Consider the following 13,388-nt stretch of genomic DNA (forward strand, 5'->3'; position numbering starts at 1 on the left):
AATCGATCCAGCGAATCGATTGCAGCAACGAACGCCCTGAGCCCAAGCGAAGGGCCGGGCAGCGGCTTGCTCCTTGGCGAGGCACAGCCTCTCCTCCGTCATTCCTGTGCTGTCACAGGAATCCAGCCGGCATGCTTCTGCAAGCCGAAAGGACTCTTGAAAAGAGACCACACGCCCCTCGCCCAGCAACGCTCTTAAGTCTTCCGCCGCGTGGACACGCGGCTGCTGGATTCCTGTGATGAGCACAGGAATGACGGAGGAGAGGTTGTGCCTCGCCAAGAGCAGGCGGCCGCCCGACGCTCCGTCCCCCTCAGAGCGTTCGGCCCCGCAATCGATTCACCGCTCCGATCACTCACGCTTCGCGGCGTCGAGCCACTCCTCACGCCTTCAAAAACTGCGACCCCTTGTCAAACCCCAGCCCCGGGAAGATCTTCCCCGTCAAATCATCGGCGCTGACATCGAACTGCCGGTAGAGCATTGCCGCGGCGAGTTCGCGCACGTCGGCGGTCGGCATCAGGTCGCGGTCGTCGAGCAGCTGGCCGTCACTGAGCCCCGGCCAACGGCCGAGGATGCGCCCGCCGTTTATGGCGCCGCCGGCAAGCAGCGCGCAGCCGCCGGTGCCGTGGTCGGTGCCGGCTGAGCCGTTCTGGCGCACGGTGCGGCCGAATTCGGTCACGGCAAGCACCACGGTCTTCGACCAGATCTCGGGCCCGAGTGTCGCCTTCAGCGTATTGATCGCCTGGGCGAGGTCCTGCACTGGCCGCTTGAACTGGCCGGCCTGGCCGATATGCGTATCCCAGCCTGATATCGAGAAGCTGGCGATGCGATAATCGCCTTTCAGCATGTTACCGGCGAGCGCTGCCACGTCGGCGATCTTTGCGCCGTGCTGGCCCTCCGGCTCGACCACCATCGAGGCGGTGTCGGCCCGCGTCGCCTCGGCAAGCGCTTCGGCGAACGGCGGATCGCCGGCATAGAGCCGGGCCAGGAACTGCATCTCGTCGCGCGCCGGCGTCAGATTGGAATCCGACGCCCAGACGTCGACATTGTTCGGCCCGGAGAGGATCAGTTCCGTCGAGGTGTTGATGTCGATCGCCTTGCGCCCGTCCGAGCGCGGGATGACGGCGAGCGCCCGGTTCAGCCAGCCGGTCTTTTCCTCGGCGACATGCTCGCCGCCGGATTCCAGCATGTCCTGCCCGTCGAAATGGCTGCGCTGGTCGCGGTAGGGCGTCGACACCGCATGCACGAAGGCGAGTTCCCGGTTCTTCCACAGCGGCATCAGCTCGGCCGCCGCCGGATTGAGGCCGAAATGCCCGTCGAGATCGAGAAGCCCGGTCTCGGGCGTCAGCGCCAGGGTCGGCCTGAGCGCCGCGAAACCGGCATCGCCATAGGGCTGCACCAGATCCAGCCCGTCCATCGCGCCGCGCAGCACGATGGTGACGAAACGGTTGTCACCCGGCATTGCCGCGAACGTGACCGGCGTGAAGACGGGGGCAGCGGCAAGACAGCAGGCAGAGGCCAGAAAGCCGCGGCGGGACAGCGAAATCCGGTTCGTGGGCAGCGTCATGGGCGGGCCTCCTAAGCAGGTTCGGAAAAGTGGTCAATGGTTTTCCGGCCAAACCTGCGATAAAACAAAGGAGCTAAGCAGACGAAGCATTGGCTTGCCAACGAAAGTCTGCTTAGCGGCGATTGAATTCGGGCGATGCCAGCACCAGCGTCAGCCCGCTGATCTTGTTCGGCGCCTGCGATACCACGCGGATCGTCTCGTCGCGCGCCGCATCGGCAAGCGTCGATTTCAAGAATTCGCGCGGATCTTCGTCCCGGCCGAACTGTGCTGCGGCCCGCCTCGCCCAGGCCAGCCGCTCGGCGAGCTGGCTGCCGGTGATCCAGGCGGAGAAGCCTTCCTCGAAACCGGCCGGGCTCGGCGGCAGCCAGGTCGGTTGCCCCATGCGCCTGAGTGCGTCCTGCCCCAGCGCACGCGCCGTCCGGAAGGCTTTGAGGCGCTTCTCCCTCGCCTCGCCGGCGGGGTCCGTCGGCACCGGCGATCCTGCCATGCCAGGCGTGTTCGCCGCCATGTCGCCCTCGTCCGTACCCTGCTGGTTGGCCGCCAGGAAACTGCCGACGATGCCGTTGACCGGTCCCGCATTCAAAGCCCTCAGGCCGGTGACGACATAGTCGAAAGGCTGGCGGGCCTTGGCGCCCTCGTCGCGCCAAGCGGCGGGATGGTCGAGCATCGCAGTGTAGACGGCGGTCAGGTCGCCATCCGTCTTCTTCCAGGCTTCGGCCATATCGGACACCATCCCCTCGTCGGGCTGGTCGGCGATGAAATGCACCGCGAGCTTCCGGCTGATATGCGCCGCCGTCTTCGGATGCAGCGCCAGATCGTCGAGCAGGTCGAGATAATCGTCGCGCGAGCGCCTGCGCCCGCCATAGCTGACGCCCAGCACCTCATGCGCGCCGGGCTCCGATATATTCGGCCGGAAGGCGATGTCCATCTCCTTGCGGTCGATGGTGAGGCCTGTCAGCACCATGGCTGCTGCGGTCACATCCGCCTGGGTATAGCCGCTGCCGGCGCCGAGTGTGTGCAGTTCCAGCAGTTCCCGGCCGAGATTTTCGTTCAGCCCCTTGTTGCGCTTGATGCCGCCGGCTGAATCCGGACCGAGCGAATCCGCCTGGTCGAGATAGATCAACATGGCCGGATGGGCGGTGGCGCTGCGCAGGAGATCGCCGAACTTGCCTGATATGAATGGCCGGATCGCCTCGGCCTCGTAGAGCGGCACGATGAGGCGCATCGGCAGGCTCTTGTTGGCGCTGGTGGAGAAATGATCGGTCCAGAAGGTCGAAAGCCTCTCATAGAACCCGTACGGCGACAGCACCGCCTGTATCAGCCGCAGGTTCGCATCGTGCTGGAACTGCTGCTGCACTTGCCGCTGCACCCCCTTGCGCATCTCGCGCTGCGTTGCATCGTCGGTTACCGTCTTGGCATCCTGGCGGATCTGCTGCAACTGCGCCTGCAGGCTGAGAATCGCCTGGTGGCGCGTGTCGGGGCCGCCGAGGGGAAAGTCCGGCGTTGCCGCCGCCCCCTTGCGCAGCTGCCCGATGAGATCGTCCCTACTGCTGGGCGGCGCTTCGCCCGGCCGGAAACCATAGCCGAAACGGATCGTCGCCATCGTCGGGAAAGACAGGCTCATGGCCGTTCACCTCGTCATCATCGCTAAGCAATTCCAGCAAAAATGCGTCGCGGTTTTGCGTCCGGAATTGCGCAAACAAAAAGTCAGAGCATTTCATTGACTCGGAGAAAACAGAAATGCTTGAGGTGACAGGCTGCCAGCCGATTGCGACGCCAATCTGTAGGAAATGTGGCGATATCTAGACATGGACAATTTGTAATCTATTGAAAAGGCTAAAGTTTATGCACGAAAGATGAAGGATGCTCCAATTGCAATCAGGGCAAAGCCGATCGCATGGTTCCAAGTCAGGTTCTCGCCGAGCCAGAAAATCGAGAAGCCGGAAAAGACGATCAGCATGATCACCTCCTGCATCGTCTTCAGCTGCGCCGTCGTCTAAAGCGCCGAACCGATGCGGTTCGCCGGCACCGCCAAGCAATATTCGAAGAAGGCGATGCCCCAGCTGACGATAATGGCGAGGAAGATGGCGCCGCTCTTATGCTTGAAATGCCCGTACTAGGCAAAGGTCATGAAGATGTTGGAGGCAAACAGCATGACGATAGGCCAGACGGCGGCGGGAGAAAATTGCATAGGAGAACTCGAGGCTGCGAAGGGAAAAACCGATCCGGCAGGGGAGACACCAGCAGCTCCTACCTAGCACGCCGCCACCCGGCGGCAAGCCCCACGGCGCGACCTTACGCCACCGAGACGATGCGGATATTAGGCAGGTCCGTGGCGGTTCGCCTTCCCAGCGCAGAAATTGCACCGGAACTCGACTTTAGCGTGAGCACGACGCTTCTCTCAAAAACACCGTGCATTTTTCCACTTAACGTTGAAACGAATCAACCTGTCGGAGTAGCTTGCGCGCGGATACATAGGGGGTGACATGGACACGACACCGCAGATGCCGCAATACGCTACTTTGCCTTCCCGCCACTTCTGGCGACGCGCCGTGGCCTATCTCATCGACATCATCATCTTTCAGGCCGCAATTCTCATAGCCGTCTACTGTATTTCAACAGTTCTTCCCCTAGACTTCCGCTTTCCCGGCTGGAGTTACACACAGTGCGGCGTAGAGTTGCCGGATCAGCTTGCAAAGCGGATTGACGCCGGATGGCCGCTGAGAAGTGGGGAAGTTCGTATCAATCAGATCTGCGAAGTCAGCCAGATCGGCTCGGAAAAACAAAGATACCTGCAGACGGGAGTCTCCCGTCAAACAGACAACGGGACATCAGGCCAATGGCTGACCATACCTGTCGACGCGGACGACAATCCAGTGATCGGACCCGTGTTCGTATATTCCAGCGTGATCTCCGGCATCGTCAACATTGGCTTTCTCGCGTTTGCCTTCGCCTATTTTTCCGCAAATGGCCGCCGCACGATCGGAAAGAAGCTGCTCGGCCTGAGAGTCCAATCCGTCGATGGTAAAAGCCCCGGCCTTGGCACCGAGTTTAGACGGGAGATCCTGAAATTCAGCCCGTATCTGTTTTTCATCGCCGCCGCTTTTGCGTTTTCGCTGTTTCCAGTCTTTCCCACGGAAGACTTCGACGTGCTGCTCCGCATGTCTCGCGACGGATACACACTTTTGAACAACGGCGCCGCAACGTTCAACATCATCCTGGGTATAGCCGCCCTTATTTGGTGGTTCTTGCCCTTCATCTTTTGGCGAGGACAGACCTTTTACGATCGCATCTGCGCCTGCAAGGTGGTGAAGAGCTGAAAGACTCTGTCGCCTTGGCGTCAGTACGCAGGAAAAGGCCGGCAGCCATCGCCGCCGGCCTCCATAGCCACAGGCAGCGCTAGATTCGCATCGCGCCATGCGCTTCCCTAGCCTCCTCCGTGCCGAAGCGGACATCCTTCTTCTCGTAGCCGAAGCCGGCGAGGGCCGCGACGACGAGCGCCACCACGGCTGCGACGATCAAAAGCGCATAGGCATAGTCGCCGTCCCAGCGGGCGGCGAGCCCCGCCTGCAGCGTCGCATTGCCTGACGCCAGCAGGTTGCCGAGTTGGTAGGCAAAGCCGGGGAAGGTGCCGCGCACTTCATCCGGCGACAACTCGTTCAGATGCACCGGCACGATGCCCCAGGCGCCCTGGACGAAGAACTGCATCAGGAAAGCGCCGATGGCGAGCAGCACCGGCCCGGGCGCATAGGCCCAGAGCGGCGCGACGGGCACGGCGATCAGCGCGGCGACGACGATCGCGCGTCTGCGGCCGATCCGCTGCGACAGCGCCCCGAAAAACAGCCCGCCGCAGATCGCCCCGATATTGTAGACGATGGCGATGGCGCCGACCGTGTAGCTCGAATAGTTGCGCTGCGTCTCGAGGAAGGTCGGGTAGATATCCTGCGTGCCGTGGCTGAAGAAATTGAACGCCGTCATCAGCAGTACCGCCCAGATGAACAGCGGGATATTCTCGCGCAGCACCGTCAGGAATGGCCGGCGGCCCGTCGCCTGCCGCTTCAGGAAGGCCGGGCTCTCCTCGACATTGCGCCTGATGTAGAGGACCAGCAGCGCCGGCAGCGCGCCGACGAAGAACATGCCGCGCCAGCCGATGACGGGAAAGAGCAGGAAGAACACGATCGAGGCGATCAGATAACCCGAGGGATAGCCCGCCTGCAGAATGCCCGAGACGATGCCGCGGCTCTCCTCCGGCACCGTCTCCATGACAAGCGAAGCGCCCACACCCCACTCGCCGCCCATGGCGATGCCGTAGAGCGCGCGGAAGATGAGGAACATGGTGAGACCGGTGGAAAAGCCGGTCAGGAATTCGAATATCGAATAGAGCAGCACGTCGGCCATCAGCGTGATGCGCCGGCCGTAGCGGTCGGCCGCCAGCCCAAAGACCAGCGCGCCAAGCGCCCGCATGGCAAGCGTCAGGAAGATCGCCACCGAGACGGCGGGAACGTCGGTGTGGAATTCCTCGGCGATATATTTGAGTACGAAGACGAGAATGAAGAAATCGAAGGCGTCAAGCGTCCAGCCGAGATAGCTGGCGATGACGGCATTGCGCTGCTGCGGCGCCAGTCGGCGCAGGCTTTCCAAAGCGGACATCTGATATTCCTCCGTCCGAAAGCGGCGGCGAGGCGGGCAATTCCGGATGCCGTCGGAAGGGGTGCCCGAACCGGGCGGTGATGCTGTTGCGGCTGCGTTTGCAGTCGCAGACAGCGGGCAATAACGTCAGCAATGCTGCCCGTGTTCCATCACGATTGCCGTGATCGGGTGGCACCTCCAGCGCTATATTGGAAGGCGTACACCTTCCAGCACCCTGCCTTTCACGTTGGCGCATGCGGCCCGCTGCCTGCCTCTTCTCCCCAGCGGGGGTCCGAAGGACGGGTCGAGACCCCGGTCGGTGCCGGCAGCGATGAGGGGGTGAGCGGCGAAGCCGCGAATGTACTGAGCGCAAGCGAAGGGCAATCAATGGATCGCGAGAAAGCGAAGAGCAATCAATGACGTAGTACCGTGGCGCGCCCTCATCCGACCCTTCGGGCCACCTTCTCCCCGCTGGGGAGAAGAGGGAGCAAGCAGCACGATTCTCGTTTTAGAGGAGGTGGCGCTCCCGCTAATCTATCCGGGCACCCTGCCCCGGCACGCCCACGCCACCGATGCGAACGATCGCGGGCCATTCGGCTCGCCAGCCTCGTAAGCAGCCCTGACGGCGGCATCGACGGCATTTCGCCTCGCCGGGTCCAGACCGGCAACATATTTGCCGAGCGGTCCCTCGCCGGCGGCGATCGGATCCCAATAATCCTCGAAGGAAAGATATTCCATCCGGATCAGCAGCGAGGTCTCCTCGACATCGGCTAGGCCCTGCGCGATGAAGCTCTCCTTCATTTCCCCCGGCCGCGTCATCGGCTGGAAACAATATCTGCGGCGCATCGCCAGCGCGTTCTCGTCGAGCATCGCCACCGTATCCCACATCATCCGCATGCCGGACATGCCGCCATAATGGTCCCAGACGGCGGCCGCGACCACGCCACCCGGGCGCACCACACGACGCATCTCGGATACCGCCTTTCCCGCCTCCGGCACGAAATGCAGCACGAGCAGCGACATCGCCCGGTCGAAGCGGTTATCGTCGAAAGGAAGCGCGCAGGCATCGGCCTGCCGGATCGTGACGCGCGGATCGGTGTTGCGCCGCGTTGCGGCCTCAACGAAAACCGCCGAATAGTCGACGGCGGCGATCTCCTGCAGACTTGGCGTTTCCGCCAGCGTGAATGCGAGGCTGCCGGTGCCGCAGCCGACATCAAGCACGCGATCTCCATCCGCGAGACCAGCGAAATCGACCAGCATCGGCGCCAGCTTTCGGCTCCAGCGCCCCATCAGCCGTTCGTAACCAGCTGCACTTTCGACATTGAAATTCGACGGCATTGAAGTCTCCCCTCAAGGACACAGGTCTTCGATCAAACAATAACGTTCGCCGGCGACTGTGCAAGCGGGACACCATGGGGTGGATCCTCGGATCGAGGCCAATGATCCCGGGAAGTTGGCTATTGCTGCCTCTTTTCCGACGCGGCTATGAGGCGAGCGCCGGCCGATCCGCCTCCATCAAAAATCACTGGTCGGAGGCATCGATCACGTCGCCGACGCCGGCACCCCGACCGGCGGCCTGCATGGCATCTATCCCAGCAGCCGGCACTTGCCGCCTTTGGTCAAGGCGTTCATCGAACTGCCCGTTAGACGGCTGAACGCGATAACCGGCAACAGCGACGATTACGTGATCACCTCGCGGTAGCCCTCGCGCTGTCACACCTCCTTCAGCACCACCTTGCCGTCGAGGCTTCCGATCAAGGTGGCGCTCGCCTTGTTGAGGCCCGCGACCTCCACGGCGATGCCGTGCGCCGCGAACCGCTGCACGACTTTATCGAGCGCGGCTACGGCGGTGATGTCCCAGAAATGCGCCGCGGACACGTCGATCAATACGGCCTTGCCGAGTGCATCCTGAACGTCGAAGGCTTCGACGAAAACGTCGGCGGAGGCAAAAAACACCTGGCCGGACACGCGATAGCTCAGCCGCCCGGCGGCTTGGTCGGGCGCCACGTCGACGCGCAGCAGGCTGGCGACCTTGAAGGTGAAGAACACGCCGCTGAGCAGCACGCCGACCGTTACACCAAGCGCCAGGTTGGCGGTGAAGACGGTGACGAGGACGGTTGCCACCATGACGGCGCTCGACATCCGGGGATGGACGACAACCGCTCTCAGTGACGACCAGTCGAACGTATCGATCGACACCATGACCATGATCGCCACCAGCGCAGCGACGGGAACCTCGGAGACCCACGGCTTCAGGAGCACCATCAGGATCAGCAAAAACGCGCCGGCAAACAAAGTGGAGAGCCGGCCGCGCCCGCCATATTTCACGTTGCTCACCGTCTGGCCGATCATGCCGCAGCCGGCGATGCCGCCGAACAGGCTGGCGGCCGCGTTGGCGAGGCCGAGACCGGTGCATTCGCGGTTCTTCGAGCTCGGCGTATCCGTGAGATCGTCGACGACGCTCGCCGTCATCATCGATTCCAGCAGTCCGACCATCGCAATGGCAAGCGCAGGTCCTGCAATGATCCGAAGCGTTTCCAGCGTCAGCGGCACGGCCGGCCAGGCGAAGACGGGCAGCGAATCCGGCAGTTTGCCGAGGTCGGCAACGGTGAGAACGGGGAGCCCGAACGCTATCGAGGCGACGGTCAGGATCAGGATGCAGATCAGCGGCGACGGAATCGCGGTGGTGATCCGCGGCGTCAGGTAAATGATGACAAGCCCGGCTATCAGCATGGCATATTCCATCCAGCCGGCACCGATAATATGTGGCATCTGCGCCGCAAAAATCAGGATGGCGAGTGCATTGACGAAGCCGGTGCGGACGGATTTCGACACGAAGCGCATCAGCACGCCAAGCCGCAGCAGGCCGAACACGATCTGCAGCAGCCCCGCCAGCAGCCCGGCCGCGAAGAGATAGGGCAAGCCGTGAGCATGCACCAGCGGTGCCGCCACCAGCGCCACCGATCCGGCAGCGGCCGAGATCATCGCCGGGCGTCCGCCGGTAAACGCAATGACGATGCTGATGACGAAAGAGGCGAACAGGCCGACCTCGGGGTCAACCCCCGCCGCAAAAGAAAAGGCAATCACCTCGGGGATGAGGGCGAAGGTCGCCACCGCTCCGGCAAGCATTTCGCGCATGGGATTGGCGGACCAATCACGACGGATGGAGGAAAGCAGCATAGGAAGGATACTCGCAAAGCATGGCCGGACCCACTCTGTCGAGCGGTCGCGTGATGGCATGCGGGTTTTGCGTTGTCTGGCGGATCGGCGGCCAGAAGAGCCACCCGGGGTCTCACCGGGTCCGTGGTGAATGCCTGCCGTATAGACGGGATCTTTACTGCAGCGCAACATTCAATTGCGAAGGGACGAAAAAGCGCAAGCAGATGCGCAACCATTGAGATAATCGGGCGCACGCACCTTGCGCCCATGCGGATTGCGGAGCCCCTCACTGCCAGAGGAAGTCCGGCCCCGTGCTCTGGGATGTGAGCTTGAGCGTCCCGTTCGGCTGGACGACATAAGTCTCGAACACACGGTAACCGAAATCGCCGAGAAAGGTATTCTTGACCACCGTTCCCGGACGATAGGGCGAACGCAGGACCTTTCCGCCATAGGTGAGGCTGCCTGGAAGAGGCTGCGGACCCCCTGCGCTGGCGCAGGCCGAGAGAGCGAAGAGAACGGCAATGAGCGCGTGTTTCATCCGGACTATCTCCTCAGGCAGGCAGCAGCGGCCTGACGACGTCGATTTCCTTCTTATAACACGCAGCGCTGCTGCTGTTCACAAAGCAGCTTTGCTGCTGTCGAAGTTTTTACGTCGCTCCTCCACCCGCGAGAGCGCGCTGGCGATCCGCTCGTCGGTGAAGGGCTTGGAGATCACATCGAGCGCGCCTTCGATACCGTGACCGACATTCTCGGGACTCCCGGTCACGAAGATGACGTCAACCCCATGGCGGTCGATCAGCCGACGCGCCAGCAGGGCGCCGCTCAGCCCATCGGAGAGACTGAGATCGACGAGCGCGACATCGCTTCTTTGAGCGTGGGCGAGGGCCTGCTCCACCGTCGAAACTGGTCCGATGGTCTGGTGTCCGGCTTCTTGCGCAATGCGCTCGAGTTCCAGAGCGATAAGATTCTCATCTTCGACGATCATGACCTTCATGAATAAGCCTCCTCATAGACGGGCGGTCAGGCGCACTACCGGTAGCGGGTACAACGCAACCGTCCCCTGAATGTTTCCACCCTGAGAAGAATATGTTGGGCAACCGGCGAGGTATTAATTTGATTTTTGGACGTCAGGCCCGGCGCTTCGGCCATGCGGCAGCCACTTGAGGTTCAAGGGCCGTCGTGACCGGCAACATTACTCCGCCCGCGAAAACAACGCCCGGTCGCGGGCGCGAATGGGGTCGGTCCAGTCGCGCTCGAACCAGGGTGTGCCGCCGGGCTGCGGCGGGCGTTTGAGCTCCAGCGGGCGGGCGGCGCCGTCATTTGCTTCGGAGGCGACGCGGAAGATGTAGTGATCGTACATCCTGAGCGCCTCGATCATGTAGCTGGTCGCCACCGTCCGGTCACGGACGAGGACGAGGTTCTCGCCGTTCTCATCATCGGCGGGTTCGGAGAAATTGTAGGAGCCGAGATAGACCCGCGCCGTCGGCTTGTCGAAGTCGAGCACGACGAATTTGTGGTGCATGCGCGTGCCGCGCTGGTTGCCGTCGACACCGGCAAGACCCGAGGGCTCGGTCAGAAACGGCGGCGGCACGTTGCCGGTCAGGGCCGATGCCCGCACCACCCGCCGACGGTTGTCGGGAGTGAGCACGGCCAAGCCCAGATTGCCGGCCCGCACCTCGGCATCGGCAATGCCCATCACATGCATATCGGGGCGCTCCAGGGCGCGCCCCAATGCCGGGCCGATCGCCCCCTTGGTCATCTGGCCGAGAAAGGCGAGCGAGAAGAACACGCTGGACTCTGCGGTATCGATATCGGCGGCGATCTCGTCGAGCCGGCCATTGGCATCGCTGTGCGGGGAGAAAGCGACCTTGGCGTCGACGCCGTCGAGGCCGAGATCAATCCAGCCGGCGGAACTTGGCGAATCGCGGAAATCCTCGGCGCGTTTGGCAGTGAAATAGCTCTCGAAGGCGGTGAAATAATCCTCGATCGCCTTGTCGCTGTGGACGGCGAGGCTGTTGTTCGACTGTACATAGAGCCCGCGCCAGCTGAGATTGGTCGAACCGTAGAGCACGGTCGAGATGCCGCCGCGGACCGCGATCGATTTCTGATGCTGCAGGTTGGCCATATGCTGGCGCTTGACGTTGGCAGCACCCGCCGAGGCGATCAGCCGCTCCGCCGCCCTCGTCTCCGGCGAATTCGGACGCCCGTGGCCCTCGGTGCGGTCGCTGTCGTCGATGATGATCTTGAGCTTGTCCCCCAGCGCTTCCAGCCGGGTGACCACCTCGGGCAGGTTCAGGTCATAGGCGATGGCGCGCACCTCGGCGCCAGACTCGCGCGCTCTATCCAGCAGCGCAAGCGTTTCGGCCCGCGCCTCGAAGCCCATCCAGGCGAGCGCCCGCTGAGCATCGGCATGGGTCGGCACAAAGTCCAGCCCCTGGTCGCCATCCGGCGGCACCAGGGTGATGATCGTCGGCTCATCGGCGGCAAAATTGCGCACGAAGGCCTGCGACGAGACGAAGCCGCGGGTGAAAGCGACGTTGAGCTTGCCGGGAATGGTCTCGCGCATCAGCGCCAGCTCCGCCTCTTGCGCCTCGCCCGAGGTCAGCGCGCCCGCGGCACCCATATACTTTGGCGTAACGCGATAGGTGAACTTGCCGGGCAGATCGGCATTGAAGGGAAAATGCACCCAGCGGAACTTCTGGATCGGCGCCTCGGTGGTGCGGATGCCGTCTTCGGGAACCGGCTGGCCGGGAAAGCCGATGCGGTTGTGCACCGTCTTGAAGAAGTCTGTACCCGGCTCACGATACTGGATGGCGAAACCGACGAAATCGATCGGCGGCCGGCCGTTCTTCCAGTCCATGCCGAGCAGCACCATGCCGTCGCCGCGATGGATGGTCAGCGCAAAAAGCGAAGCGGCATTCCTGCCGGTCACACGAAAATCCGTATCCATGCCCGCCTCCCCTGGAAATCGGGCGAAATCTAGCATGGTTCCGTGACAGTAAGGAGATATGTCGGTGAAATTTTGCGCGCAAAAGGTGCGGGAGGCGACGGCATGGAGCAAGCATCAGCGGCGCCACGAACTGCCCTGCTGATGCGTCGTCATGAAGGGAGATTGCGGTTGAGCAGACTTTCAGACGGACCGCCGTACCCTCCTGCCTGGACGGGACGGAGGATACGGCCGACCGACCCTACGGTTTCTCGTTTGCACTCTCGGCCCGAAACGCCGCCTCGCCGGCGTCGGAGACCTCGACCCATTTCTTGTCGGGCTCGGCGTCCGGCATATAGCTGTCGTGCCAGTTCCACCACTTGTAGGTTGGGGTCTGGGGATAGCCCGCGGGCGAATCCTCCCAGACTTCCTGGCGGCCGAGCGGTGTGATGTCGAGGTAGTTCCAGGTGCCTCCCATCTGCTCGTCACCGCGGTTGTTGATGAAATAGGTGCGGAAGATGCGCTCGCCGTCGCGGTAGAATACGTTGGTGCCGTGCCACTCGTCGACGCCGAAGTCCTTGTCGAAGCTGTCGGTGATCGTCACCCACGGCATGGTCCAGCCCATCCGCGCCTTCAGCCGCGCAACGTCGGCCTGCGGCGCGCGGGAGGCGAAGACCAGCGTCGTGTCGCGGGCGTTGAGATGGGCGACATGGGCAACCTGATCGGCCACCATCGAGCAGCCGCGGCAGGCATGCTCGGGCCAGCCGAACACGCCGGGCTCATAGAAGGCGCGGTAGAGGATGAGCTGGTGTCTGCCCTCGAACAGGTCGAGCAGGCTGACCTTGCCCTGAGGGCCCTCAAACGCATAGGCCTTCTCCACCGCCATCCACGGCATGCGCCGGCGCTCGGCGGCCAGCGCGTCGCGGGCACGCGTCTCAGCCTTTTCCTTCACGAGCAGTTGCGCGCGGGCCGCTTCCCAGGCTTGCGGCGAAACGACCGGTGGTTTGTGCATGGCTTGTCCGCTTTTGGCATTCTCGGCTGAAGCAGTCATGGCTTTCAATCTCCTCATTGAGGCGATTTCCCAGGCTTGGACGCCCGGTTCATCGCGCA

General features: G+C 62.8%; 10 protein-coding genes, 2 pseudogenes and 1 other annotated feature. Of the genes and pseudogenes, 2 read left to right on the forward strand and 10 right to left on the reverse strand.

The window, feature by feature from the left end; all coding sequences use genetic code 11:
• Positions 1-379: 379 nt before the first annotated feature.
• The 3 genes and pseudogenes from N2600_RS12845 to N2600_RS12855 form a co-directional block, all read right to left on the reverse strand.
• Positions 380-1,564 carry a DUF1501 domain-containing protein gene (locus tag N2600_RS12845; protein ID WP_222279206.1) on the reverse strand — a complete coding sequence of 395 codons (1,185 nt, stop codon included), beginning with the start codon at positions 1,562-1,564 and terminating at the stop codon, positions 380-382.
• Positions 1,565-1,676: 112 nt separating this feature from the next.
• The gene (locus N2600_RS12850; protein ID WP_222279204.1) at positions 1,677-3,188 is read right to left on the reverse strand and encodes a DUF1800 domain-containing protein; all 1,512 of its coding nucleotides are present in this window, start codon (positions 3,186-3,188) and stop codon (positions 1,677-1,679) included.
• A gap of 219 nt (positions 3,189-3,407) precedes the next feature.
• A pseudogene (locus tag N2600_RS12855) lies at positions 3,408-3,755 on the reverse strand (DMT family protein).
• 295 nt (positions 3,756-4,050) lie between these two features.
• On the opposite strand from N2600_RS12855, the gene N2600_RS12860 reads away from it, so the two are divergent.
• The gene (locus tag N2600_RS12860; RefSeq protein ID WP_222279202.1) at positions 4,051-4,884 is read left to right on the forward strand and encodes an RDD family protein; all 834 of its coding nucleotides are present in this window, start codon (positions 4,051-4,053) and stop codon (positions 4,882-4,884) included.
• A gap of 79 nt (positions 4,885-4,963) precedes the next feature.
• Here the strand turns inward: N2600_RS12860 and N2600_RS12865 are convergent, their stop codons facing one another.
• Together N2600_RS12865 and N2600_RS12870 are read right to left on the reverse strand one after the other, a co-directional pair.
• Positions 4,964-6,214: an MFS transporter gene (locus tag N2600_RS12865; RefSeq protein ID WP_222279200.1), complete on the reverse strand. Its 1,251-nt coding sequence runs from the start codon at positions 6,212-6,214 to the stop codon at positions 4,964-4,966.
• Between the two features lie 513 nt (positions 6,215-6,727).
• Positions 6,728-7,531: a class I SAM-dependent methyltransferase gene (locus tag N2600_RS12870; RefSeq protein WP_222279198.1), complete on the reverse strand. Its 804-nt coding sequence runs from the start codon at positions 7,529-7,531 to the stop codon at positions 6,728-6,730.
• A gap of 223 nt (positions 7,532-7,754) precedes the next feature.
• On the opposite strand from N2600_RS12870, the pseudogene N2600_RS12875 reads away from it, so the two are divergent.
• Positions 7,755-7,895 (forward strand): annotated as a pseudogene (locus N2600_RS12875) (LysR family transcriptional regulator); the annotation flags it as partial.
• Positions 7,896-7,906: 11 nt separating this feature from the next.
• On the opposite strand, the gene N2600_RS12880 reads toward N2600_RS12875, so the two are convergent.
• From N2600_RS12880 to N2600_RS12900, 5 genes are all read right to left on the reverse strand, one after another.
• On the reverse strand, positions 7,907-9,373 hold the full coding sequence (locus N2600_RS12880; protein ID WP_222279196.1) for a SulP family inorganic anion transporter: 1,467 nt from the start codon (positions 9,371-9,373) through the stop codon (positions 7,907-7,909).
• A gap of 70 nt (positions 9,374-9,443) precedes the next feature.
• Positions 9,444-9,499 (reverse strand) — a sequence feature (sul1 is cis-regulatory element that is thought to sense ions involved in sulfur or methionine metabolism; They are found in Alphaproteobacteria).
• 139 nt (positions 9,500-9,638) lie between these two features.
• Positions 9,639-9,890, reverse strand: coding sequence for a hypothetical protein (locus N2600_RS12885; RefSeq protein WP_222279195.1), 252 nt, complete (start codon positions 9,888-9,890; stop codon positions 9,639-9,641).
• Between the two features lie 78 nt (positions 9,891-9,968).
• Positions 9,969-10,346 carry a response regulator gene (locus tag N2600_RS12890; protein WP_017964764.1) on the reverse strand — a complete coding sequence of 126 codons (378 nt, stop codon included), beginning with the start codon at positions 10,344-10,346 and terminating at the stop codon, positions 9,969-9,971.
• Positions 10,347-10,544: 198 nt separating this feature from the next.
• Positions 10,545-12,302, reverse strand: coding sequence for a phospholipase D-like domain-containing protein (locus N2600_RS12895; protein WP_260296423.1), 1,758 nt, complete (start codon positions 12,300-12,302; stop codon positions 10,545-10,547).
• A 238-nt stretch (positions 12,303-12,540) separates the two neighbouring features.
• On the reverse strand, positions 12,541-13,329 hold the full coding sequence (locus N2600_RS12900) for a DUF899 domain-containing protein (RefSeq protein ID WP_017964766.1): 789 nt from the start codon (positions 13,327-13,329) through the stop codon (positions 12,541-12,543).
• Between the last annotated feature and the right edge of the window lie 59 nt (positions 13,330-13,388).

Source organism: Rhizobium sp. WSM1274, assembly GCF_025200775.1.
Classification (GTDB): domain Bacteria; phylum Pseudomonadota; class Alphaproteobacteria; order Rhizobiales; family Rhizobiaceae; genus Rhizobium; species Rhizobium leguminosarum_I.